The sequence below is a fragment of the Stenotrophomonas sp. YJH_SMC_94-11 genome, from assembly GCF_059370435.1.
Genome location: NZ_JCAFTR010000002.1, coordinates 351,175 through 374,590 on the forward strand (window position 1 = coordinate 351,175; position 23,416 = coordinate 374,590).

The following is a 23,416-nucleotide window of genomic DNA, read 5'->3' on the forward strand; positions in this document are numbered from 1 at the left end:
GTGATGCGGGAGCCGGGCTGACCGGCTCCCGCGCTGCATCAGGCCTGCAGGCTGCGGGTCTGGTTCCGCTGCTGTTCCAGCTGCTGGTCGCGCTCCAGCGCAACGCGCTGGTCGGCGGCCTGCTGGTCGATGCGCTGGCTGCTCTGTTCCAGCGGGGTGTTCATCGCCACTGCCGTATCCACCGACACACGAAGGTGGGCGGGGTCACCGCCCTGGCCCTGCACGGCGAAGCTGCGCGAGGCATCGGCATTCATGACCACTTCGTCGATGCGCTTGCCGCCTGCTGCGTGCATTTCGGCGGCCAGGCTGCCTGCCAGTTGCGTGCTCATCACGTCTGGTACCCGGCCGACGCGGACATCCTGCGCGTGCACGCCACGGATCGCGTCGTTGAACAGTGGGTTGCCCACATGGTTGGCATCGTCCATTCGCAGCATGCTGGTGTGATGGCCGTTCTTCTCCGCTTCGCGGCGTGCCGGCTCACCGGGCTGCAGCGGGCCGCGGATGTGGTCGTACAGGTCGACGGCGCCGCCTGGAATGCCCCGCGCCGCGCGGGTGACACCACGGCGCAGTGATTCAACGTCGTCGCGGTACTCCTCGATCATCCTGGCGTTGTCTTTTGCCAGCTTCTGCGTTTCCGGGTGCTGCAGCACCGAGCCGTCACCGAGGAAGTTGCCCAGCTTGTGCGCGCCGAACGAGCTGCCTGCGGCGATGATCGGCCGGTCGGGGATAAGGGCGCGCAACGAGTGATTGCTGAAACCGTTCGCGGCGAGCGTGCTGATTTCATTCGGCCTGGCGTAGATGCGCACCTGGCCGAAGTGCGGCGACGCCGCGCTGACCGGATCGGAGGCCATGACATGGTTGATCATGGTGTTGCCGCCTTCCGGGATGCGGTAGCTGAGGCTGACCGCGCCATAGGCGTTGAAGGTCTCGCCCTTGACGTTGAAATGGTGCGAGGTGATCTGGGCCAGAGCGCCGCCGAGGGAGTGGCCGGTGACAGTGACCTCAGGAGCACGGCCTCCAAAGGCGGCGTCCTGCTTCGCGTAATCCAGTGCACTCTTGGTCAACGCAATGGCATCGGGCGCTTGCACATTGGTGCGGGCGACGACCATGCCGCCGTCGGTCAGGATGGCATCACGAGCTATCTGCTCGGTGCCGCGATGAGCGACCACGATCTCGTTGGTGTCGGCTCGCTGATAAACCGTGCCTTGGTAACCATTGAGCCGATTATTGACGTGATCGAGAATCTTGTATTCATGCCCGTTGATCGTGACGAGCTCTTCTTCCCCCGGACGCCTCCGGCCGACAGCGCGATCCTTGTAGGCATCGTCGGAAAGCGCCGCATAATCCTGCGTGCTGATGGTCATGGGGTGACCTCGCTGGCGCTGAGACTCATCGTGAACAACTTGCCCTGAAGTTCAGCAACGTAGTCAGCCGGGTCAGCCTTGCCGGTGGCCGGATAGTTGGCAGCAAGTGGTGCCCGCGGATAGGCTGCGTCCGGATAGTAAAGCGTGTGGGTCTTGCCTTCAGTCAGCGGTTCGGCCTTGACGAAAGTCAGGAAACGGGTCTCTTCTTCAGCACCCGTTGCCTTCAGCATTGCCCCGGCGCCGGTGAACTCCCACTTGCACACGCCACGACCGTAGTAGTCTTCATCCAGCATGCGGTCCACATACAGCGTGCCCCGGTACTCGCCATCAGCGACCTTGCGCAGTTCCACCGGCTCCTGGCTGGTAATCCGTGCAGCCGTGCCGGTGGCCGGCTCGATGTGGCCGCACTGGTCTTCGTTGGTGACGTCGTACTGGGCCACGCCTTCAACTACAGCGAAATCACCCGGGGCGTCCTTCAGGCGCAGCACCAGTTCATAAGCCTTGCGCGGGCTGGGGTTGAGCTTGGCGAGGCCGCGCCCACCCTGGGCGACATCGGCTTCAGCAGCGGCACGTTCCTGGTTCATGGCGGTCTCCGGATGGCAGGCGGTCAACAGAAGCAGAGCAAGGCACGGAATCATCTTGTGGCGCAATGTCGGGCTCCTGGTGTGTAAGGGTGAATGTGGCACTGGCGGCTCATGGCACGAGCTTCTGCACAGTGGTGGTGGATGAGAACAGCGCGTTGCGTAGATCGGCGTGATAGCGGGTCGGATCATCTTGACCGCTCGCTCCGTATCCGGGGATCTCTGCGATTCGCGGGTAATCTGCGCGCGGGTAGAACCGTGTCAACTGCTTCTCCGCTTCCACCTGCTCTTTGTCGACGAACGTCAGGAATCGCGTATCCGCCTTGCTGGTCGTAGCGCGCAACATCGCACCGACGCCCGTCAGCGTCCAATCGCAGGCGCCGCGCCCGTAGTAGTCCTCATCCAGCATGCGGTCCAGGTAGAACGTACCGCGGTACTCGTTCTCGCTGACCTTGTGCAGGGTGACGGGCTCTTGGCTGGTGATGCGGCCCGCAGTGCCTGTTGCAGGCAGTATCCGCCCGCAGTCTTCGTAGTTGCTGACGTCGTACTGGGCCACGCCCTCCACGATCGCGAACGGGCCCGGCGCGTCCTTCAGTGTCAGCACCAGTTCGTAGGCCTGCTTCGGCGCCGGGTTGAGTTTGGCCAGGCCGCGTCCACCCGCGGCGACGTCACGCTCGGCGTCGGCGTAGGGCGAACATGCCGCCAGCGGGACGAGGGCGAGCAATGCCAGCAGCGGCCGCCCCCTGGGTTCGGGGCGAGCTACACGCATGGCGCGAGCCTGCATCGTGCGTCCATGTCCATCTATCCTTCCTGGGTGGCAGGTTTCTCGATTATGGAACGTGCCGGGAGCGCTGTGCCACCCTTGGAGACGGATTTTTGACGCCCCGGCGAGGCATTGCCCGGGCGGATCGCTTGCCGCACAAGGCTCGCGATCATCACGTTGGCATTGCTGCCGGAGGCAGGTCTGCGGCTGAATCCGTGACTGAAATCAATCATTCACATATCCATCACTTCATTGAAGGCGCTCTCCTTGAACTGCACGATCCGCCCTGAAATCCGCGAAGACCGCGCTGTCATCCACGCACTCACCGAGGCAGCCTTCCGCGAAGCCCCGCACAGCAGCCACACCGAGCAGTTCATTGTGGATGCACTGCGTTCGCGTGGAGAGCTGAGTCTCTCGCTGGTCGCCGAGAAGGACGGGCAGGTCGTCGGGCATGTTGCCTTGTCGCCGGTGACGGTCAGCGATGGCAGTACGGGCTGGTTTGGCCTGGGACCAATCTCGGTGCTGCCCGGATGGCAGGGGCAGGGTGTCGGCGCGGCGCTGATGCATGCGGCGCTTGAGGCACTGCGTGAGCAGGGGGCGCAGGGCTGCGTATTGCTGGGAGAACCCGCGTACTACGGTCGATTCGGATTCCGCGCCGAGCCCGGCCTGGTGCTGCCGGGTGTGCCGCCAGAGTACTTCCAGGCGCTGCACCTGAGGCCGTCGATGGCGCAGGGAGAGGTGCAGTACTCACCGGCATTCGAAGCCACGGCCTGATGATCGGGGGCGGGCCTCGAATATCCGTCCAATGTCAGCCGTCGTGCCGGAGATGGATCAGAGGATACGGACGGCCCTGCGAATCTAGCGGTGAGCGCCCGGTTTCGACGAAGCCCATGCGCAGGTAGAAGCCAACGGCCTGTGCGTTCTGCTCATTCACGTCGGTACTCAGCTGCGGATGCCGGGCCAGCGCGTGCTGCAGCAGTTGCCGGCCGATACCAGTGCCGCGCACGTCCGGATCGATGAACAGCGCTTCCATGTGCGTGCCGTCGATCAGCATGAAGCCAAGGGGGCGGTCCTGAGCGTCGACCGCAACGGTCATCGGCGCCTGCGGCAGGAAGCTGGCGACTTCGGCATCGATGGCCTGGCGGTCTTCGGCGCTGAGGAAGTCGTGGGTGGCGTCGACGGCACGGCGCCAGAGGTCGACGAGGGCGGCGCCGTCATCGGCGCGCGAGGGACGGAGGGTGGTCATGGGTTCACCAAGGTGCTTGCGGAAGGGCTCAGTATGAGGCCTGCAGCCTGGCTTCAGCGCGCTCGCTGCTTGGACCGCCGGTCGCGCGCAATGGCACCGCCGATACCCGCGCCGCCTGCACGGCCGCGGGCGTACAATGCGGCCCCGGCGGCCATCCTGGCCCTGCAGACACGCGAGAACCGCCATGACCGATGCCCTGGGTGTACCGGTGCACGACGCCGATGAACACTGGATGCGCCATGCGCTGGCGCTGGCTGAGCGTGCGCAGCGCGAGTTCGACGAGATTCCGGTCGGTGCGGTACTGGTGGGCGCCGATGGCCAGCTGCTGGGCGAGGGCTGGAACCTCAACATCGCCTCGCACGATCCCAGTGCGCATGCCGAGATCGTGGCCATGCGCGCCGGCGGCACGCGGCTGGCCAATCATCGGCTGCTCGGCAGCACCCTGTACGTGACCCTCGAACCCTGCGCGATGTGCGCGATGGCCATCGTGCATGCACGCGTCGCCCGCTTGGTCTACGGCGCCAGCGACCCCAAGACCGGCGCCTGCGGCAGCGTGTTCGACCTGCTGGGTGATGCCCGGCACAATCACCGGGTGGAAATCCACGGTGGGGTGCTGGCCAAGGAGGCCAGCATGCGCCTGACCAATTATTTCCGCGCCAAGCGCGGCAAGCCGCCGTTGCTGCTGGAAGACCATGCGGGCGAGGGCTGAGGGGCGAACGGGTATGATGGGCGCCTCTTTCCTTCACCGGTAGGCCGCGCGCCTGCCCAGCAACGAGGCGACACAATGGCGGACACCGGCGCGGCCAACGAGCGACTGATCTGGATCGACCTGGAGATGACCGGGTTGGATACCGACAACGATTCGATCATCGAGATCGCTACAGTGGTCACCGATGCCCAGCTCAATGTGCTGGCTGAAGGCCCCGAGTTTGCCATCCACCATCCACTGGAAACGCTGGAAGCGATGGATGAGTGGAACCGCAACCAGCACCGTCGTTCCGGCCTGTGGCAGCGCGTGGTGGACAGCACCACCACCCTGGGCCAAGCCGAAGCGCGGACGGTGAACTTCCTGGCGCAGTGGATTCCGGCCGGCCTGTCGCCGATGTGCGGCAACTCGATCTGCCAGGATCGCCGCTTCCTGCACCGCCAGATGCCGAGGCTGGAGAAGTACTTCCACTACCGCAACCTGGACGTGTCCACGGTGAAGGAACTGGCCAAGCGCTGGGCGCCGAGCGTGGCCGCCGGCGTCGGCAAGAACAGCAACCATACCGCGCTGAGCGACGTGCACGATTCAATTGCCGAGCTGCGCCACTACCGCCAGTTCATGGGCGCGCTGTCGGGCCTGCCGGCTGCCTGAACGACGCCGTCGGGCATGGCCCGGCGCCACCGGGTGACACACCAACGGGTAGTGCCGGCCGCTGGCCGGCAAGGCGCGGGATCCGCGCCTTCTGTGGTGACCCACGACGAACCGTTCAACTTCCGGGCGCTAAGATCGGCGCCATGAACGAGCCCATCCTGCTTCCCCGCGACATCGCCCATGACGCCCGCGACTGGTCCGACCTGCAGCGCGCGGTGGCGCTGCTGGAAGCGCCGACCCTGACCGCGCGCATGGCGAACCTGGTCGGTACGCCGCTGGAGTTCGCGGTGAAGGCGCTGCCCAGTTCGGTCTCCAACCGCATCCACGGTGCGGTGCAGGCGGCACTGTCCAAGTCGGCGCAGGCAGCCCTGTGGAGCATGGACAACTCGCCCGGCAAGGGAGCGTCGACCCGCTGGCACAAATTGGCGGCAGCCACCTCCGGTGCGGTCGGCGGTGCCTTCGGCTTTGCCGCCCTGCTCATCGAGTTGCCGGTGTCGACCACGATCATGATGCGTGCGGTGGCCGACGTCGCCCGCAGCGAGGGGTTTGACCTGTCCGAGTTCAGCACCCGCCAGGCGTGCCTGGAAGTGTTCGCGCTGGGCGGCAACTCGCCGCGTGATGACGCCAGCGAGACGGGCTATTACCTGGCCCGCGGCTTCACCACCGATGTGATGCGCCACCTGTCGGCCGAGCTGGCCGGGCGGGTGGTGACCGGCCGCGACCTGACGCTGGGCGTGGCGCCGAAGGAAGCCGGCAAGCTGCTGGCGAAGATGGTGGAGAAGGTGGCGGCGCGCTTCGGCGTGGTTGTTACCGAGAAATTCGCTGCGCAGGCGGTGCCGATCGTTGGTGCCGCCGCGGGTGCAACACTGAATACCATGTTCACCGATTACTACCAGGACATGGCGCGTGGTCACTTCATCGTGCGCCGGCTGGAGTTGAAGTACGGGGAAGATGTGGTGCGCGCCTGCTATGACCGCGTGGCGCATGGCGGCGTGCTGATCGAACCCACGCTGTAACCGGCTTCGGGGTCGGAGCCCTTTGCGTTGCAAAGGGACCCGACCCCGGTTGCGCGCGGGGCCGGATCCCGTTCCGCAGGAAGGGGCTCTGCCCCCCGGCTGGCCATCCTTGCCTTCGGGGAACAACTGTTTTGCCAGTGCATGCCTGTTGCCTGGCAGCTGGCATCCCCATCCTTTGCGGCAGTCCCCCCGCAAGAGATCGCCGCCATGTTGTTCACTCCCCACCGCTTGGGCGCCTTGACCCTGCCCAACCGCATCGTGATGCCGCCGATGACCCGCTCGCGTGCCGCCGACGGCAACGTCGCCACCGCGGACATGGCCGCCTACTACGCCCAACGCGCCAGTGCCGGCCTGATCGTCAGCGAGGGCACCCAGATCAGCCCGCAGGGCCAGGGCTATGCCTGGACCCCGGGCATCCACAGCCCGGAACAGGTGCAGGGCTGGCGTCGGGTGACCGATGCGGTGCACGCCGCTGGCGGCCGCATCTACGCCCAGCTGTGGCATGTGGGCCGGGTCTCGCACGTGGCCCTGCAGCCGGGCGGCGCCGCCCCGGTATCGTCGTCGGCGTTGTTGGCGGAAGGCGTGCAGGTGTTCGTCGACCCGACCGGGGCAGGTCCCGAAGCCGGGGTGGGCGAAATGATCCAGCATTCGATGCCGCGCGCGCTGCGCGAAGACGAGATTCCCGGCATCGTCGCCGACTACGCCCAGGCGGCACGCAACGCGCTGGACGCAGGCTTCGATGGCGTCGAGCTGCACGGTGCCAATGGCTACCTGATCAACCAGTTCATCGACTCGCAGGCCAACCGGCGCACCGACGGCTATGGCGGCGCGTTGCAGAACCGGCTGCGTTTCCTGCGAGAGGTCGTGCAGGCGGTGACGGCCGTAGCCGGTGGTGACCGCGTCGGTGTCCGTCTGGCGCCACTGACCACGTTGCAGGGCGCGGTGGACGATACGCCACAGGCGACCTATCTGGCCGCGGCGCACCTGCTGGCTGAGCTGGGCGTGGGCTACCTGCACATCGCCGAAGCCGACTGGGACGATGCACCGCTGATGCCGGTGGCGTTCAAGCAGGCGCTGCGCATGGTCTACCCGGGGACGCTGATCTACGCTGGCAAGTACACCGCCGAACGCGCCGAGCAGGCACTGGCTGAAGGCTGGGCTGACCTGATCGGCTTCGGCCGCCCGTTCATCGCCAACCCGGATTTGCCGGAGCGTCTGCGTACCGGTGCGGCGCTGAATCCGCCGGATCGTGCGACATTCTTTGGCGGTGGCGCGGCGGGCTTCACTGATTATCCGACGCTGGAAGAGAGCGTCGCGGCCTGATCCTGAAGGCTGCCGGCCAGCGGCCGGCACTACCGGTGCATGGAGATGGGTGGGTGCCGGCCAGCGGCCGGCACTACCAGGGGGCGCGGGGCAGGGTAGTGCCGGCCGCTGGCCGGCATTTCTGTTTGGGATCAGGGCTTGTCGCGCACTAGCGCGTCCGCCTCGACCACGCCGCCATCCTTGCCATGCAGGTAAAGGTGCATGTCCTGCTGCGGATACGGGATGTTGATGCCGGCTTTGTCGAAGCCCAGCTTCAGCTGCTCCAGCAGCGTGACCTTGGTGCCGAACCAGTCGGCCGACTTCACGTAGCAGCGGATGCCGAGGTTGATCGCGTGCGCCCCCAACTCGTACACCACCACGTCCGGTGCCGGCGTCTGCAGCACGCGCGGGTCCGCCTTCATCAGCGCCAGCGCGGTGTCGCGTGCCAGCTGGATGTTGTCTTCATAGCCGATGCCGATCACCAGTTCGACGCGGCGGGTCGGCTCGGCCGTCAGGTTGATGATCGGTGCGGCGGTGATCAGCGTGTTCGGAATGGTGGTGTGCTGGTTGTCGGCACCGGTGATGACGGTCTGGAAAATGCGCACTTCGCGCACCGTGCCGGTCTGTCCGGCAACGGTGACCACGTCGCCGACGCGGAACGGCCGCAGTGTCACCAGCATCACGCCCGAGGCGATGTTGGACAGCGAATCCTTCAGGGCAAGGCCAACGGCCAGGCCTGCGGTGCCGAGCACGGCCAGCAGCGGCGTGATCTGCACGCCCAGCGTGCCGATGGCCAGCACCACCACGATCACCAGCGATGCGGCGTACACCACGTTGCGCAGGAAGCTGCCCAGCATCGGGTCCACGCCCATGCGCGCTGTGGCGCGCGGCATCGCGTTGGACAGGCGACGCGCCACCCACAGGCCCACCAGCAGCACCACGATGGCGGCCAGCAGCGGCACACCATAGGTCTCCAGCAGGCGTTCCCAGTCGAGCGAGTGGAACCAGGGCGTTGCGGCGGGGGCGGGAGGTGCGGCGGCGATCATGCGGAAGTCCTTTGCTGCGTAGCGATGTCTGCGTGGGGCCGGGCGTGCGTGGACGCCAGAAACAGCAAGCCCCGCAGAGGCGGGGCTTGCGTGCAGCAGCAGTATGGGCGGACGTCGATGAACGCGACGTCAGCCCATCACGGCATCAGCCGTTGGCCTTCAGCTTGGCCAGGCGCAGCCAGGTATCAACCACGGTGTCCGGGTTCAGCGACACCGACTCGATGCCTTCCTGCATCAGCCATTCGGCCAGATCCGGGTGATCGGACGGGCCCTGGCCGCAGATGCCAACGTACTTGCCCTTGGCACGTGCCGACTTGATCGCCATCGACAGCAGTTTTTTCACCGCCGGGTTACGTTCGTCGAACAGGTGCGCGACGATCGACGAGTCGCGGTCCAGGCCCAGGCTCAGCTGGGTCAGGTCGTTGGAGCCGATCGAGAAGCCGTCGAAGATCTCCAGGAACTCATCGGCGAGCAGTGCGTTGGACGGCACTTCGCACATCATGATGATCTTCAGGCCGTTCTCGCCCTGCTTCAGGCCGTTCTGTTCCAGCACCTCGATGACCTTGCGGCCTTCTTCCAGGGTGCGCACGAACGGAATCATGACCCACAGGTTGTCCAGGCCCATTTCGTTGCGCACGCGCAGCACGGCCTTGCACTCCAGCGCGAAGGCGGCCGAGAAGCTCGGATCGACGTAACGGCTGGCGCCGCGGAAGCCGATCATCGGGTTCTCTTCGTGCGGCTCGTAGTTGCTGCCGCCGATCAGGTTGGCGTACTCGTTGGACTTGAAGTCCGACAGGCGCACGATCACGGCGTTCGGGGCGACCGAGGCGGTGAGGGTGGCGATGCCTTCGGCCAGGCGGTCGACGTAGAAGCTGACCGGATCACCGTAGCCGGCGATCTTCTCGTCGATCTTCTTCTTGGTCGCGGCGTCCTGGCGGTCGTATTCCAGCAGCGCATTCGGATGGATGCCGATGTGGCTGGCGATGATCATTTCCAGGCGGGCCAGGCCGATGCCGGCGTTCGGCAGCTGGCCGAAGTCGAAGGCACGTTCCGGGTTGGCCACGTTCATCATGATCTTCAGCGGCGCCGGCGGCATGTTGCCCAGATCGGTGGTGGTGCGTTCAAAGCCGAGCTTGCCTTCGTAGATGAAGCCGGTATCGCCTTCAGCGCAGCTGACGGTGACCAGCTGGCCATCTTCGATGACCTGGGTCGCGTTGCCCGAACCAACCACGGCCGGCACGCCCAGCTCGCGCGCGATGATCGCGGCGTGGCAGGTGCGGCCACCGCGGTTGGTGACGATGGCCGAGGCGCGCTTCATCACCGGTTCCCAATCCGGATCGGTCATGTCGGCGATCAGCACGTCGCCGGGCTGCACGCGGTTCATGTCGTCCAGCGTCTTCACCACGCGGGCCACGCCCGAACCGATCTTGGCGCCGACGGCACGGCCCTCGGCCAGCACCTTGCCGCCCTTCTCGGTCAGCGCGAAGCGCTCGATCTGGGTGGCGTGGCTGCGCGACTTCACCGTTTCCGGGCGCGCCTGCACGATGAACAGCTTGCCGCTGACACCGTCCTTGGCCCACTCGATGTCCATCGGGCGGCCGTAGTGCTTTTCGATGACCAGCGCCTGCTTGGCCAGTTCCTGCACGTCCTCGTCGCTGATCGAGAAGGTGGTGCGCAGTTCGGCCGGCGTGTCTTCGATACGGACGCGCTCACCGGGGACATCCGAATACACCATGCGGATCGCCTTGCTGCCGAGCGAGCGGCGCAGGATCGCCGGCTTGCCGGCCTGCAGGGTGGGCTTGTAGACGTAGTATTCGTCCGGATTGACCGCGCCCTGCACGACCATCTCGCCCAGGCCGAACGAGGAGGTGACGAACACCACGTCGCGGAAGCCGGACTCGGTGTCCAGGGTGAACAGCACGCCGGAGGAACCGACGCCCGAACGCACCATCAGCTGCACGCCGGCGGACAGGAACACGTCCTCATGCTTGAAGCCGTGGTGCACGCGGTAGGCGATGGCGCGGTCGTTGTACAGCGAGGCGAACACTTCCTTGACCTTGTGCACGACGTCGTCGGCACCGGTCACGTTGAGGAAGGTTTCCTGCTGGCCGGCGAAGGACGCATCCGGCAGATCCTCGGCAGTGGCAGACGAACGCACGGCCACGGCCACGTCGCCGCCGCCATTCTCGGCGCTCAGCTTGGCGTAGGCGGTGCGGATGTCCTGGTCCAGCTGCGGCTGCAGCGGGGCGTCGATTACCCAGCCGCGGATTTCCTTGCCGGCGGCGGTCAGCGCGTTGACGTCCTCGACGTCCAGCGTGGCCAGCCTGTCGAAGATGCGCTTGGACAGGTCGTTGTGCGCGATGAAGTCCTTGAAGGCTTCAGCGGTGGTGGCATAACCGCCCGGCACCGAAACGCCCAGACCGGCCAGGTTGCCGATCATCTCGCCCAGGGACGAATTCTTGCCGCCTACGCGGGCCAGATCGGCCAGACGCAGTTCGTGCAACCACAGGATGTTCTCGTTCAAGCGCGATGCTCCGTTTGGCCATCGCCCGAGGCGGGCTGAGTGGCCGCGTCCGTAGGAAGAAGCCGATATGATGCCGGGCAGAGCACCATCGGCACAAGCTTGTGCTGGCGGCCTTTTTAAGCTTCGTAGGGGGTAAAAGCGCGCATGTCGACCATCCGTCCGGTGTTCTACGTTTCCGATGGAACCGGTATCACCGCTGAAACCATTGGGCATAGCCTGCTGACCCAGTTCTCCGGGTTCAGCTTCATTACCGATCGGATGTCGTTTGTCGACGACCCTGAAAAAGCGCGTGAAGCCTGCGCCCGGATCCAGGCGGCGGGGGAGCGGTACCAGGTCCGGCCGATCGTGGTGAACTCCTGCGTGGACCAGAGCCTGAGCCTGATCCTGGCCGACAGCGGTGCCCTGATGCTGGATGTGTTCGCGCCGTTCATCGAGCCGCTGGAGCGCGAACTGGCCAGCCCTCGACTGGCCCGGGTCGGCCAGGCCCACGGCATGGTCGATTTCGACACGTACCACCGCCGCATCAACGCGATGAACTTCGCCCTGACCCATGACGACGGCATCGCGGTGAACTATGACGATGCCGACGTGATCCTGGTGGCGGTGTCGCGCGCCGGCAAGACGCCCACCTGCATCTACCTGGCTCTGCATTACGGAGTGCGCGCGGCCAACTACCCGCTGACCGACGAAGACCTGGAAAGCGACCGCCTGCCGCCGCGCCTGCGCAACTACCGGCGCAAGCTGTTCGGGTTGACCATCGATCCGGACCGCCTGCAGCAGATCCGCCAGGAGCGCCGTCCGAACTCGCGCTACGCGAACCTGGACACCTGCAAGCGGGAGGTGGCCGCGGCCGAGACCATGTTCCGCATGGAGCGGATCCCGACCCTGAGCACCACCCACACCTCGATCGAGGAGATTTCCAGCAAGGTGCTGGCCACATTGGGGCTGCAGCGCGAGCTGTATTGATCCTTACCGGCACGCCTGGCTGCGCCCGTAGAGCCGAGCCCGCGCTCGGCTGGGCCACCGGGTTCTCCCAGAACAGCAGCCGAGCATGGGCTCGGCTCTACAGTGGTGACAGCGACCGACGGGTTGGCTGTGGCTTGAGGCGCCCCCACGTTGAAGCACCAACGTGTAGGATCGACCCATGGCCCGAGCCTTGCCCCGTACCGAACGCATTCCCCGCCTGAGCCGGCTGAGCTGGCTCATGGGCCTGTACGCGGAGAACTACCGCCATCTGGTGCGCCTGTTCGAACCGGCGGGACTGGCGGCGGGCAGCTACATTTCCTCGATCGGCGACGGCCTGGATGTCCGCCTGGACGTGATCGAGTGCCACCGCTATACGGTGGAACTGCGGCTGACCTACGACATTGCCGACCCGGTCACCGGCGAGCCGGATCCCTCGGCCTATGTTCGCCTGTACCGTGACGCGCGCCAGGCCGAGACCACCCATTGCTACGTCGGCCGCCGCTGGCAGGACACCATGGGCCTGTACCCGCCGCCGGCGGAGTTAATCAGTCATCGCATGCGGATGAACACCTTCCTCGGCAAGTGGCTGGAATACCTGGCCGAGCGCGGCCACGGCGTCGCAACGCTGCGCCGTGACCCCGATGGCGCCGGTGCGCCTGCCGAGCGCCGCCTGTCGCTCGTGCGCTGATCGGCCATAATCCGCGGCTGACCTGCCGCTGGATGCCGCCCCATGCCGTACACCCCGATCGTCGCCACTCTGGGCTATGTGCTGTCGCCCGATCGTCGCCAGGTGCTGATGATCCATCGCAATACGCGCCCCGGTGACCATCACCTCGGCAAGTACAACGGCCTGGGTGGCAAGATCGAAGCGGACGAGGACGTGGCGGCCAGCATGCGCCGCGAGATTGCCGAGGAAGCCGGCATCGACTGCACCGGCATGCGCCTGCGCGGCACTCTCAGCTGGCCCGGTTTCGGCAAGCACGGCGAAGACTGGCTGGGCTTCGTGTTCGTCATCGACAGCTTCGAAGGTACCCCGCACGGCGGCAACCACGAAGGCACGCTGGAGTGGGTAGATCTGGACAAGCTGGACACGCTGCCGATGTGGGAAGGCGACCGCAACTTCCTGCCGCTGGTGTTCGACGCCGACCCGCGCCCGTTCCACGGCGTGATGCCGTACAAGGACGGGCGCATGGTCAGTTGGTCCTACAGCCGGCTGTGACCCGGTGAATCGGGGAGGTGCCAACCATTCCGGGGAGTGCCAATCTGGGTTGGCACGCTCTTTTGGTCGATTAATACCCGGGCAATATTGACAATCATAAATTACCCGGGCAATATTCGCGCATCACCTCTGATGCCATTGCCATGCCTGCGTCCCGACTCCCTCCCTTCAGTTGTTTCGACGGCCATCGCCTCGTTGCCTGCGGCAGCCCGGAAGTGGCGGCACTGGCGCTCAAGCGGCTGCGCGCCGACAACGCTGCCGGACCATTGCTGGTGTTCGACAACGCCACCGGTCGCACCCGCGATTTCGATACGCGCGGCAGTGACGAGGAACTGCTGGCGCGGGTAGCCGAAGCGTTTCCCCCCTCTGACGAGGCGGATGCCGAAATCACTGCCGAAGACGCTGCGACCCCGCGTGGCCGTGGCCGCCCCAAGCTGGGCGTGGTCGCCCGTGAAGTGACCTTGCTGCCGCGCCATTGGGCCTGGCTGGCCGAGCAGCCGGGCGGCGCCTCGGTGGCATTGCGAAAACTGGTGGAGGCGGCCAGCCGCGCCGGTGCCGACGAGGATCGGCAGCGCCGCCACAGCGAGCGTACCTATCACTTCCTGCAGACCATCGCCGGTGACCTGCCGGGCTTCGAGGAGGCCATCCGCGTGCTGTTCGCGCACGACCGTGCGGGCCTGGAAGCGGTGCTGCATTCCTGGCCCAGGGATGTGCGCGACCACGCCCTGCGTCTGGCGTTCGACAGCGCTGACGGCTGAGCCATCGCGCCGTTGCTGAGCGACGGCGTCATCTGATCGCGGGCCGCGGTCCGCTTCCCCTGTGCTTGCTTTGCTGGCGGAAACGCCGGGCAGGGCGGCGCCTTGCCCAGAGAATCCCATGAGCCCCCCTGTACATCCGACACCTCCGGCAGCACTCCCGCTGTGGCGCACCTACCTGACGCTTCTGCTGCCGATGTTGCTGACCAATGCGTTGCAGCTGGCCGCAGGCACGCTGGACAACATCTATCTCGGCCACCTGCTTGGCACACAGGCGGTGGCTGCGGCCGCGGCGTTCTTCCCGGTCTTTTTCCTGCTGCTGGCCCTGGTGATGGGCCTGGCCACGGGCGCGATGGTGCTGATCGGCCAGGCCTGGGGCGCGGGCCGCCCGCAACAGGCGCGCGCGGTGGCCGGCAGCGCGGTGGCGCTGATCCTTGTGCTGTCGGTGCTGGTGATGGCTCTGGGGAGCGGTTTCGCACCACAGCTTCTGATGTCACTGGGTACACCGGCACCGATCCTCGGTGAGTCCATCGTCTACGCGCGCGTGCTGCTGCTGGCGGCGCCGGCGTTCTTCCTCCTGTGGCTGGCCACTGCCGTGAGCCGCGCAGTAGGCGATGCGAAGACGCCGCTGCAGGCGCTGCTGCTGGCCACGGTGGTCGGCCTGCTGTGCACGCCGCTGCTGATTCTGGGCTGGGCCGGCCTGCCGCGGCTGGGATCGGCCAGTGCGGCGGTGTCGGCGGCGTGTGCCTCGCTGTTGGCCCTGGGCTGGCTGTTGTTGCGTTGGCATCGGGCAGGACATCCCCTGGCACCGGGCCCTGAGTTGTTGCATGCCATTCTTTTCGATGGCGCGATCATCCGATCGATGCTGCGCATCGGCATACCTTCCTCGCTGCAGATGCTCAGCCTGGCCGTCGCCGAGATCGTGTTGCTGGGCTGGATCAACCGTTACGGCTACACCGCTACGGCCGCCTACGGTGCGGTCAACCAGCTGATGAACTGGGTGCAGTTGCCGGCAATGTCGTTGGGGATCACCGCCACCATCCTCGCGGCGCATGCGATGGGCGCCGGGCGTACAGCACGGCTGCCGGCCATCGCCCGTACTGGTGTGCTGGTGGCGCTGGCGACGCTGAGCGTGGTGGTGGTGCTGGTTGTGGCGCTGGCGCGCGGGCTGACCGGGCTGATCCTGGCGGCAGCCGACGTGCGCGAGCTGGCTGCGTTGCAGCTGCGCACTGTGGTGTGGGGCGTGCTGGCGATGGGAATCAGCGCGGTGCTTGTCGGGGTGATGCGCGGCAGCGGCACGGTATGGTTGCCAGCGTTGCTGGGTATGGCAGCGGTGCTGCTGGTGGAACTGCCGTTGGCGATGTGGATGCAGGCGCAGCACGGGCTGGCCGGCGTGTGGTGGGCGTGGCCGCTGGGGTTGCTGGCCATGCTGGTGATGCAGGTGTTGTGCTTCGCGCGTTGGCGGCGGGTGCAGGCTGGGTAGTTGCCTGCCGCCGTCCGGCACCCCGGAATGGCAGGTGCAGCCGGCCAGCGGCCGGCTCTACCACTTCAGCGCCGCTGCGCCAGCAGCAGGCGGAAGTACAAGCACAGGGTGTTGACCGCCAGTGCGGCGCTGCGGCGGGGCCTTCGCAGCTGCGCGGCCAGGGTGGAAGCATCCGGCATCATCATCGCCCGTCACCAGGAATCGGACGTGGCGGCGGCGGGCCCGCCGGTGACCATAGCGCCGACCTCGCGGCTTGGGAAGTAGGGAAACCCCGCGTCAGGGTGATGAGGAAATGTCCACCGTCGCAGTCGGTGAGATCTGGTTGTCCACAGGGGGTGTGGATTACGCGTGGGCAACTTTGTGGATAAGCCGCGACAGGCGCCACCCCCCTAGGCTGTCAAGATGGGTGGCGAAAAATTCACCGTCGGTGAGGGCGGGTGAGGGGGCGGTGAAGGGTGGGCCCCGTCAGCGCTGTCACCAGCGACGGCGCTCGCGGTAACCTGTGGGCCTTGATGCTCCGTGAGTCCCCATGAAACGTCACTTCTCGATGCTGCGCGAATTCCAGCTGGCCGACTGGTTCACCCTGGCCAATGCTTTCTGCGGCACCGGTGCGGTATTTGCCGCCATGCGCTTCCTGCAGGACGGCGAGCGTGGCTACCTGCTGTTCGGCATGGCGCTGATCCCGTTGGCCTTCATCTTCGACGCCCTTGATGGGCGCATCGCGCGCTGGCGCAAGTCCAGCTCCACCCTGGGCCGCGAGCTGGACTCGCTGTCCGACGTGATCTCCTTCGGGGTGGCCCCAGCGGCGCTGGCCTATGCCTGCGGCATGCAGGGTGGCTGGGACTGGCTGGTGCTGAGCTACTTCGTCTGCTGCGGCGTCAGCCGCCTGGCACGCTACAACGTCACAGCCGAGGCAATGACCGGCGATGAGGGCAAGGTCACGTATTTCGAGGGCACCCCGATCCCGACCAGCCTGGTGCTGGTGATCGTACTGGCGATCGCCGCCGGCACCGATGCCATCGGCCAGAACATCTGGTTCGGCCAGTGGCAGATCGGACCGTGGCAGCTGCACCCGATGGTGCTGTTGTTCGCCCTGTCCGGGTCGCTGATGATCAGCAAGACCCTGCGTATCCCCAAGCCATGAGCCAGCCCTGCGGAGGCCTGCGATGACCAGCTCGGCCCACGATGCCGGCAGCAGCGATTTCGAGACGCTGGCCCGGCAGTATTTCGGCGCCTGGGGTGATGCCCTGCGCCATGCGGGCGCGCCCGCTGCACCTGCCGGTGACGACCCCGGCAGCTGGCAACGGTTGTTTGACTGGTGGGGCCAATTGCTGCCCGAACAGGCGCCCGGCGCGCCGGAAGATGCCGTGCGCCGGTTCCGCGAACAGGCGGGCAGCTGGTACGGCACCATGCAGGAGGTCGCCGCTCGGTTTGCCGGCCGCGACGCCAGCAGTGCCGACGTGGCCCAGGCCTGGCGCGAGGCGGTGCAGGGGCAGGGCGACGGCATGCTGCAATGGATGCTGCAGGGCGCCCGCGGCAGCACCCACGCCGGTGCCGCAGTACCTGAATTCGCCGCATGGCTGCAGCAGTTCCAGCTGCAGGCGGGCCCGTGGCTGCATAGCCCGGCATTCGGCCCCGGCCGCGAGCACCAGGCGCGTTGGCAGGCCCTGCTGCGTGCGCAGGAGGAATACCAGCAGCATTCGCGCGCCTATGTCGATCAGATCAAGCAGGCACTGGACGAGGCCTTCGCGCTGTTCGAGCAGCGCCTGGCCGAGCACGAACAGCCGGGCAGCCAGCTGACCAGCGCCCGCGCGATGTTCGACCTGTGGATCGAAGTGGCCGAGGAGGCCTACGCCAAGGTCGCCATGTCCGGACCGTTCCAGCAGGTGTACGCCGCGCTGGGCAATGCGCAGATGCGTCTGCGCGCCGGCCTGCAGCGCGAGGTGGAACAGATGAGTGAACGCATCGGCCTGCCGACCCGCAGCGAGATGGATGCCGCACACCGCCGCATCGCCGAGCTGGAGCGCAGCCTGCGCCGGCTGCAGGCACAAGTGGCGGTGCTGGCTGGAACCGCTGCGGTCGATCCGGTGGCGCAGCCGACGCCGGCGAAGGTGAAGCCAGCCGCCCGCAAGGCCGCGAAGAGGGCCGCGCCGGCAAAGAAGGCGGCTGCCAAAAAGTCCGAATCTCGCACCACCTCACGGGCACGTGACCGATGAAGGGACCGCTGGGCTTCAACGCCGATGACCTGATGCAGGAAACCCTGGCGATGCAGCGCAAGCTGATGGAAGGGCTGAAGCTGCTGCCGCAGGTGGAAGACGTTGACTATGGCGTGACCGCCCGCGAGGAAGTGTGGCGCGACGGCAAGGTGGTGCTCTACCGCTTCGTCGGCGAACAGGCGCCGACCCGGCGCACGCCGCTGCTGATCGTCTACGCGCTGGTCAACCGGCCGTACATGGTCGACCTGCAGGCCGACCGCTCCCTGGTGCAGAAGCTGCTGGCACTGGGCCAGGACGTGTACGTGCTGGACTGGGGCTACCCGGATCGCTCGGAGCGCTTCCAGACGCTGGAGGACTATCTGCTGCGCTATATCGATGGTGCGGTGGATGCACTGCGCGTGCGCAGTGGCGGCCCGATCGACCTGCTCGGCATCTGCCAGGGCGGCGTGTTCGCACTCTGCTACGCAGCGTTGCGCCAGCGGAAGCTGGGCAAGCTGATCACCATGGTCACCCCGGTCGATTTCCAGACGGCCGACAACATGCTCTCGCACTGGGCGCGGCAGGTGGACGTGGATCTGCTGGTGGATACGCTGGGCAACATACCGGCTGACCTGATGAATGCCAGCTACCTGATGCTCAAGCCATTCCGCCTGAACGTGCAGAAGTACGTCGGTCTGCTCGATATCCTCGACGACAAGGCGGCGCTGGAGGATTTCCTGCGCATGGAAAAATGGATCTTCGATTCGCCGGACCTGGCGGGCGAGGCGTTCCGCGACTTCATCAAGCAGTTCTACCAGGGCAACGGCCTGGTGAACGGTACGGTGCGGATCGGCGAGGAAGCCGTGGATCTGTCGCAGGTGACCTTGCCGGTGCTGAACATCTATGCCGAGCAGGACCATCTGGTACCGCCGGACGCCTCGCGCGCGATGCGTGGGCGCCTGGGCACGGACGACTACACCGAGTCCAGTTTCCGCGGTGGCCACATTGGTATCTATGTGTCCGGCCGCGCCCAGCGCGAAGTGCCGGCCACGATCGATGGCTGGTTGAAGGCGCGTGACCTGTAGAGTCGAGCCATGCTCGACGGACCTGGGGGGATGATGACGTACCGGATTTCGTTGGTTCTTGCGGCACTGCTGGCAGCACAATTTGCCCACGCCGCACCCAGTGCCGATGCACGCCGGGAGATCGCCCAGCTGATTTCCAGCCTGGACGGCTCGCAGTGCCGTTTCCAGCGCAATGGCAGCTGGTACGACGGCGGCGATGCGCGCGCCCATCTGCAGCGCAAGTACGACTACCTGCTGAAGAAGGACATGGTGGACAGCGCCGAGCAGTTCATCGAGCGCGCCGCCAGCCAGAGCAGCATGAGCGGGAAGCCTTACCGCATCCAGTGCCCGGGGCAGCCTGAACAGACCGCGGCCGCCTGGTTCGGTGCGCGCCTGCAGGCGCTGCGTCTCCGCACGCCGTAGACACAGAGGCGGTGTAGAGTCGCGGCGTGCTCGACTGATTCTGCCCGCAAGCCGAGGAGACACCGCCGTGAACACCACGCCCAAGACGCTGTCGCGTTCATTGAACGACCGCATGATTGCCGGCGTGATGGGCGGCATTGCCCATCGCTTCGGCTGGAACCCCACCCTGGTGCGGATCGTGTTCGTGCTGGTATCGATCGGCTCGGCCGCCTTCCCCGGCATTCTGATCTACCTGATCCTGTGGCTGCTGATTCCGAACGAGGCGGATTGAACACCGCCGCTCGATCCTGGCCGCTCTGGCTGCGCGCGCTGCAGATGCTGGGCGCCGCATGGACGCTGCCCAACACACTGATCGGCCTGATCGGCGGCTTGGCCGGCATGCTTGGCGGCGCGACGCTGCGCTGGAGCGGGCGGGACTGCGCCGTGGTGTTCGATCACTGGCCGTGGGGGCCGGGCGGTGCGATCACCCTGGGCAACGTGATCCTGCATACCGGCCATGACCTCGGCATCTGCTGCCGGACCTATGCGCATCAGGCGGGGTGGGGCGTGGAGCCGCTGATCCGGCTGGACGACCACGAGCGCGCGCACGTTTACCAGTACATGGTGCTGGGGCCGCTGTACCTGCCGGTGTACCTGCTGTGCGGCGGGGTGAGCGCGCGCAACCCGTTCGAGCGCGCGGCCGATCATTTCGCCCGGTTCGGGAATGGTTGGTGGCCGTAGTTTCCAGCCAACGGCGCAGCCCCTCGTGGGTGGTGATGCCTGGTTGTCAAATGCAAAACCCTCGCGCTGGTCGGTCGGGTTGGGTTCACGGCGTCCCCGGCCTACCCACCCTCCCGGCCAGCCCACAGGAAACCGGCTTTCCGCGACCAACCAAACCACCCACGAGGGGCTGCGCCGTTGGCGGGAATCCCCCGTGGATTCGTTAGCTGAAAGTTAAAGATCCGTAAGCATTCTGCTGCGATCCCGCAGTCATCTGCATGCAACCGATCGTCATTAGCCTTCGTGACGTTCCAGTCAGGTTCGACGCGGTAAGCTCTTCCTTGATGAGCTCGCAGCATCGCTCATCGAGCGCAGTACGCAGTAGCAATTTGGAGGAATACATCACATGGCAATCGTTCTTTATGTCGGTGGTAGCAAGGATGGCGAGAAGGGCGTGGTGCCCTACGGCTTCAGCAAATCCCGCGCCGACACCGCGCTGGGGCCGGAGTTCTACACGGAGCGGTTCATGGAACTGCAGGGTGTCGGCAAGGTCCGCCTGATGGCCCTGGAAGGCATGCGTGACGACATCGTCATGCAGCGCGCCGCTCGCCACTATCGCTGACCGACGCAACACGCGGCAGGGCGCGCCCACCATCGCGCGCCCGCGCCGGCATCCCAGCCCCGGGCCAGTCCGAGCCCGCTCTTTGCCAGGATGCCGGCGTCCAATCCGGCTTCGCCGCTGAACCTCGCCCCCTGTCAATGCCTTGTCCGGCTCCGTCGCGGATTGCCAGAATGGGGGCTTCCGAAACGCGGCACAGACCTGAAGCAATGCACGACGCCAAGAACGCCCAGAGCGCGCTCGCCCAGCAGATCGCCCAGACCATCGCCGACGAGATCGGTGCCCAGTCCGCCCAGGTACGCGCCGCAGTCGGCCTGCTCGACGAAGGCGCCAGCGTTCCGTTCATCGCGCGCTACCGCAAGGAAGTGACCGGTGGCCTGGACGACACCCAGCTGCGCAACCTGGAAACCCGGCTGACCTACCTGCGCGAGCTGGAGGACCGCCGTGCGGCGGTGCTGGCCAGCATCGGCGAGCAGGGCAAGCTCAGTGACGAGCTGCGCAATGACATCCTGGCCGCCGACACCAAGAGCCGGCTGGAAGATCTGTACCTGCCGTACAAGCCCAAGCGCCGCACCCGTGCGCAGATCGCCCGCGAGGCCGGCCTGGAGCCGTTGGCCGATGGCCTGCTGGCCGACCCGACGCAGGACCCGCAGGCGTTCGCGGCCACCTTCGTCGACGCCGACAAGGGCGTGGCCGACACCAAGGCCGCGTTGGAAGGCGCGCGCGCCATCCTGATGGAGCGCTGGGGCGAAGACGCCGCGCTGGTCGGTGAACTGCGCACCTGGCTGGGCGAGACCGGGGTGATCCGTGCCCGCGTCGCCGAGGGCAAGGAAACCGAGGGCGCCAAGTACCGCGACTACTTCGAGCATGCCGAGGCGCTGGCGAAGATTCCGTCGCATCGCTTGCTGGCACTGTTCCGTGCGCGCCGCGAGGAGATCCTGTTCCTGGAACTGGACCCGGGCAGCGATGCCGAGGCTGGCCATCAGTACGCCGAAGGACGCGTGGCGCGCAAGGCCGGCATCGCCGACCAGGGCCGCGCCGCCGACCGCTGGCTGCTGGATGCGTGCCGGCTGACCTGGCGCGCCAAGCTGCACACCCATCTGCTGCTGGACCTGTTCAACCAGGCCCGCGAAAAGGCCGAAGCCGAAGCCATCGCGGTGTTCGGCGACAACCTGAAGGACCTGTTGCTGGCGGCACCCGCCGGCCCGAAGACCGTGCTCGGACTGGACCCGGGCATCCGCACCGGCTGCAAGATCGCCGTGGTCGATGCTACCGGCAAGCTGGTCGCCACCGACACCATCTACCCGCACGAGCCGCGTCGCCAGTGGGAGCAGTCGCTGCAGACGATCAAGCAGCTGTGCGCCAAGCACAACGTGGAACTGATCGCGATCGGCAACGGCACCGCCAGCCGCGAAACCGACAAGCTGGCTGGTGAAGCGATCAAGGCCGCTGCCAACCCGAAGCTGCAGAAGGTAGTGGTCAGCGAGGCCGGGGCGTCGGTGTATTCGGCGTCCGAGTTCGCGGCCAGGGAGTTCCCGGAGCTGGACGTGTCGCTACGTGGGGCGGTGTCGATCGCCCGCCGCCTGCAGGACCCGCTGGCCGAACTGGTGAAGATCGAACCCAAGGCGATCGGTGTCGGCCAGTACCAGCACGATGTGGACCAGTACCGCCTGGCGCGCGCGCTGGATGCCCGCGTGGAGGACTGCGTGAACGCGGTGGGCGTGTACGTGAACACCGCTTCGGCTGCACTGTTGTCGCGGGTGTCTGGCCTGTCGGCCACGGTGGCCGAGAACATCGTGCGCCACCGTGATGCGAACGGCCCGTTCAAGCGCCGCAAGGACCTGCTGAAGGTCGCGCGCCTGGGCGAGAAGACCTTTGAACAGTGCGCGGGCTTCCTGCGCATTGCCGACGGTGATGAGCCGCTGGATGCTTCGGCGGTACACCCGGAAGCCTACCCGGTGGTCGAGCGCATCGTGGCCAGCACCGCGCGCCCGATCAAGGCGCTGATCGGTGATGGCAGCTTCCTGCGCGGCCTGAAGGCCGAGCAGTTCACCGATGCCACCTTCGGCGTGCCGACCGTGCGTGACATCCTCAAGGAACTGGAGAAGCCGGGCCGGGACCCACGTCCCGAGTTCAAGGCGGCACGCTTCGCCGAGGGCGTCGAGGACATCAAGGACCTGCGCGAGGGCATGGTGCTCGAGGGTGTGGTCAGCAACGTGGCGGCCTTCGGTGCCTTCGTCGATATCGGTGTGCACCAGGACGGCCTGATCCACATCTCGGCGCTTTCCGATACGTTCGTGAAGGACCCGCGCGACGTGGTCAAGGCCGGTGATATCGTCAAGGTGAAGGTGCTGGAGGTGGACGTGGCGCGCAAGCGCATCGCCCTGACCCGGCGCCTGGACGATACCCCCGGGCAAGCGACCAGCCGCCCGGGCCAGCGTGATGAGCGCGGCCATGGGCAGGGGCCGCGCCGCGATGCAGGCGGCCAGAACCGCGGGCCGAACCGGGGTCAAGGCAATGGCAGCCGTCCCGCCGCGTCGGCGCCGCCGGCCAACAACGCCCTGGCCGAGGCCTTCGCCCGCGCCAAGCGCAGTTGAGGACCGCGTTCCCCGTCACACTTGATTCGTGGCGGGGGACTTGTCGATTTTCCCCGTGATTGCGCACACTTGCGCTTGAGGGGAGGCGTCCGGCCACCCCGCTGTTGCTGGGGAGGGCCATGACGCCAGCACGACCCGCCATCTTCGTTGCAGGCCGCAGCGTTCCGCTGCGGTCGGCGCCTGCCCGTGCCGGCAGG

The 23,416-nt window shown here is 66.5% G+C and carries 24 protein-coding genes; 18 read left to right on the forward strand and 6 right to left on the reverse strand.

Annotated elements, in window-relative coordinates; translation table 11 throughout:
- Positions 1 to 38: 38 nt before the first annotated feature.
- The 3 genes from AC5P74_RS05870 to AC5P74_RS05880 are packed head-to-tail and all read right to left on the reverse strand — an operon-like array spanning position 39 to position 2,729.
- On the reverse strand, positions 39 to 1,364 hold the full coding sequence (locus tag AC5P74_RS05870) for an XVIPCD domain-containing protein (protein WP_072168084.1): 1,326 nt from the start codon (positions 1,362 to 1,364) through the stop codon (positions 39 to 41).
- A complete protein-coding gene (locus tag AC5P74_RS05875; protein ID WP_346607443.1) occupies positions 1,361 to 2,014 on the reverse strand; it encodes a hypothetical protein in 654 nt (217 codons plus the stop codon). The genes AC5P74_RS05870 and AC5P74_RS05875 overlap by 4 nt, the downstream gene beginning before the upstream one ends.
- A 43-nt stretch (positions 2,015 to 2,057) precedes the next feature.
- Complete coding sequence (locus AC5P74_RS05880; protein ID WP_346607444.1) at positions 2,058 to 2,729, reverse strand: hypothetical protein; 672 nt, start codon at positions 2,727 to 2,729, stop codon at positions 2,058 to 2,060.
- A gap of 246 nt (positions 2,730 to 2,975) precedes the next feature.
- On the opposite strand from AC5P74_RS05880, the gene AC5P74_RS05885 reads away from it, so the two are divergent.
- Positions 2,976 to 3,482 (forward strand): GNAT family N-acetyltransferase, encoded by a 507-nt coding sequence (locus AC5P74_RS05885; protein WP_188239374.1) that lies wholly within the window; start codon positions 2,976 to 2,978, stop codon positions 3,480 to 3,482.
- 34 nt (positions 3,483 to 3,516) lie between these two features.
- Here AC5P74_RS05885 and AC5P74_RS05890 read toward each other — a convergent pair whose 3' ends face one another.
- The gene (locus AC5P74_RS05890) at positions 3,517 to 3,954 is read right to left on the reverse strand and encodes an acetyltransferase (RefSeq protein ID WP_065186149.1); all 438 of its coding nucleotides are present in this window, start codon (positions 3,952 to 3,954) and stop codon (positions 3,517 to 3,519) included.
- 184 nt (positions 3,955 to 4,138) lie between these two features.
- On the opposite strand from AC5P74_RS05890, the gene tadA reads away from it, so the two are divergent.
- The 4 genes from tadA to AC5P74_RS05910 all read left to right on the forward strand — a co-directional run bounded on the left by tadA (position 4,139) and on the right by AC5P74_RS05910 (position 7,650).
- Positions 4,139 to 4,663, forward strand: coding sequence for a tRNA adenosine(34) deaminase TadA (tadA, locus tag AC5P74_RS05895; RefSeq protein WP_005417177.1), 525 nt, complete (start codon positions 4,139 to 4,141; stop codon positions 4,661 to 4,663).
- A gap of 75 nt (positions 4,664 to 4,738) precedes the next feature.
- Positions 4,739 to 5,311, forward strand: coding sequence for an oligoribonuclease (gene orn, locus AC5P74_RS05900; protein ID WP_346607445.1), 573 nt, complete (start codon positions 4,739 to 4,741; stop codon positions 5,309 to 5,311).
- Between the two features lie 143 nt (positions 5,312 to 5,454).
- Positions 5,455 to 6,327: an EcsC family protein gene (locus tag AC5P74_RS05905; RefSeq protein WP_005417175.1), complete on the forward strand. Its 873-nt coding sequence runs from the start codon at positions 5,455 to 5,457 to the stop codon at positions 6,325 to 6,327.
- Positions 6,328 to 6,534: 207 nt separating this feature from the next.
- Entirely contained in the window at positions 6,535 to 7,650 is a 1,116-nt protein-coding gene (locus tag AC5P74_RS05910) for an alkene reductase (RefSeq protein WP_346607446.1), read from the forward strand.
- A gap of 131 nt (positions 7,651 to 7,781) precedes the next feature.
- On the opposite strand, the gene AC5P74_RS05915 is transcribed toward AC5P74_RS05910, so the two are convergent.
- Complete coding sequence (locus AC5P74_RS05915; RefSeq protein WP_053499808.1) at positions 7,782 to 8,675, reverse strand: mechanosensitive ion channel family protein; 894 nt, start codon at positions 8,673 to 8,675, stop codon at positions 7,782 to 7,784.
- Positions 8,676 to 8,820: 145 nt separating this feature from the next.
- Complete coding sequence (ppsA, locus tag AC5P74_RS05920; RefSeq protein ID WP_053499806.1) at positions 8,821 to 11,199, reverse strand: phosphoenolpyruvate synthase; 2,379 nt, start codon at positions 11,197 to 11,199, stop codon at positions 8,821 to 8,823.
- A gap of 144 nt (positions 11,200 to 11,343) precedes the next feature.
- Between ppsA and ppsR the strand changes: the two genes are divergently transcribed.
- From ppsR to AC5P74_RS05985, 13 genes are all read left to right on the forward strand, one after another.
- A complete protein-coding gene (gene ppsR, locus AC5P74_RS05925; RefSeq protein ID WP_005417170.1) occupies positions 11,344 to 12,165 on the forward strand; it encodes a posphoenolpyruvate synthetase regulatory kinase/phosphorylase PpsR in 822 nt (273 codons plus the stop codon).
- A 178-nt stretch (positions 12,166 to 12,343) separates the two neighbouring features.
- Positions 12,344 to 12,853 carry a DUF1249 domain-containing protein gene (locus AC5P74_RS05930; RefSeq protein WP_032954273.1) on the forward strand — a complete coding sequence of 170 codons (510 nt, stop codon included), beginning with the start codon at positions 12,344 to 12,346 and terminating at the stop codon, positions 12,851 to 12,853.
- A gap of 42 nt (positions 12,854 to 12,895) precedes the next feature.
- Positions 12,896 to 13,384, forward strand: coding sequence for an NUDIX hydrolase (locus tag AC5P74_RS05935; protein WP_005417168.1), 489 nt, complete (start codon positions 12,896 to 12,898; stop codon positions 13,382 to 13,384).
- A 143-nt stretch (positions 13,385 to 13,527) separates the two neighbouring features.
- Positions 13,528 to 14,142: a DUF2239 family protein gene (locus tag AC5P74_RS05940; RefSeq protein ID WP_346607843.1), complete on the forward strand. Its 615-nt coding sequence runs from the start codon at positions 13,528 to 13,530 to the stop codon at positions 14,140 to 14,142.
- 118 nt (positions 14,143 to 14,260) lie between these two features.
- Positions 14,261 to 15,622 (forward strand): MATE family efflux transporter, encoded by a 1,362-nt coding sequence (locus AC5P74_RS05945; RefSeq protein WP_346607844.1) that lies wholly within the window; start codon positions 14,261 to 14,263, stop codon positions 15,620 to 15,622.
- Between the two features lie 529 nt (positions 15,623 to 16,151).
- On the forward strand, positions 16,152 to 16,766 hold the full coding sequence (locus tag AC5P74_RS05950; protein WP_019660264.1) for a CDP-alcohol phosphatidyltransferase family protein: 615 nt from the start codon (positions 16,152 to 16,154) through the stop codon (positions 16,764 to 16,766).
- Positions 16,767 to 16,788: 22 nt separating this feature from the next.
- A complete protein-coding gene (gene phaE / locus AC5P74_RS05955) occupies positions 16,789 to 17,838 on the forward strand; it encodes a class III poly(R)-hydroxyalkanoic acid synthase subunit PhaE (RefSeq protein ID WP_346607845.1) in 1,050 nt (349 codons plus the stop codon).
- Positions 17,835 to 18,902, forward strand: coding sequence for a class III poly(R)-hydroxyalkanoic acid synthase subunit PhaC (gene phaC, locus AC5P74_RS05960; protein WP_053499798.1), 1,068 nt, complete (start codon positions 17,835 to 17,837; stop codon positions 18,900 to 18,902). Before phaE ends, phaC begins: the two co-directional genes overlap by 4 nt.
- Before the next feature lie 33 nt (positions 18,903 to 18,935).
- A complete protein-coding gene (locus AC5P74_RS05965) occupies positions 18,936 to 19,304 on the forward strand; it encodes a YfeK family protein (RefSeq protein WP_206620887.1) in 369 nt (122 codons plus the stop codon).
- A 112-nt stretch (positions 19,305 to 19,416) separates the two neighbouring features.
- A complete protein-coding gene (locus AC5P74_RS05970) occupies positions 19,417 to 19,575 on the forward strand; it encodes a PspC domain-containing protein (RefSeq protein ID WP_194430536.1) in 159 nt (52 codons plus the stop codon).
- Between the two features lie 44 nt (positions 19,576 to 19,619).
- Entirely contained in the window at positions 19,620 to 20,024 is a 405-nt protein-coding gene (locus tag AC5P74_RS05975) for a hypothetical protein (RefSeq protein ID WP_141750863.1), read from the forward strand.
- Positions 20,025 to 20,409: 385 nt separating this feature from the next.
- Positions 20,410 to 20,625 (forward strand): hypothetical protein, encoded by a 216-nt coding sequence (locus AC5P74_RS05980; protein WP_005417149.1) that lies wholly within the window; start codon positions 20,410 to 20,412, stop codon positions 20,623 to 20,625.
- A 206-nt stretch (positions 20,626 to 20,831) separates the two neighbouring features.
- Complete coding sequence (locus AC5P74_RS05985) at positions 20,832 to 23,219, forward strand: Tex family protein (RefSeq protein ID WP_206620947.1); 2,388 nt, start codon at positions 20,832 to 20,834, stop codon at positions 23,217 to 23,219.
- The last annotated feature ends 197 nt before the right edge of the window (positions 23,220 to 23,416 follow it).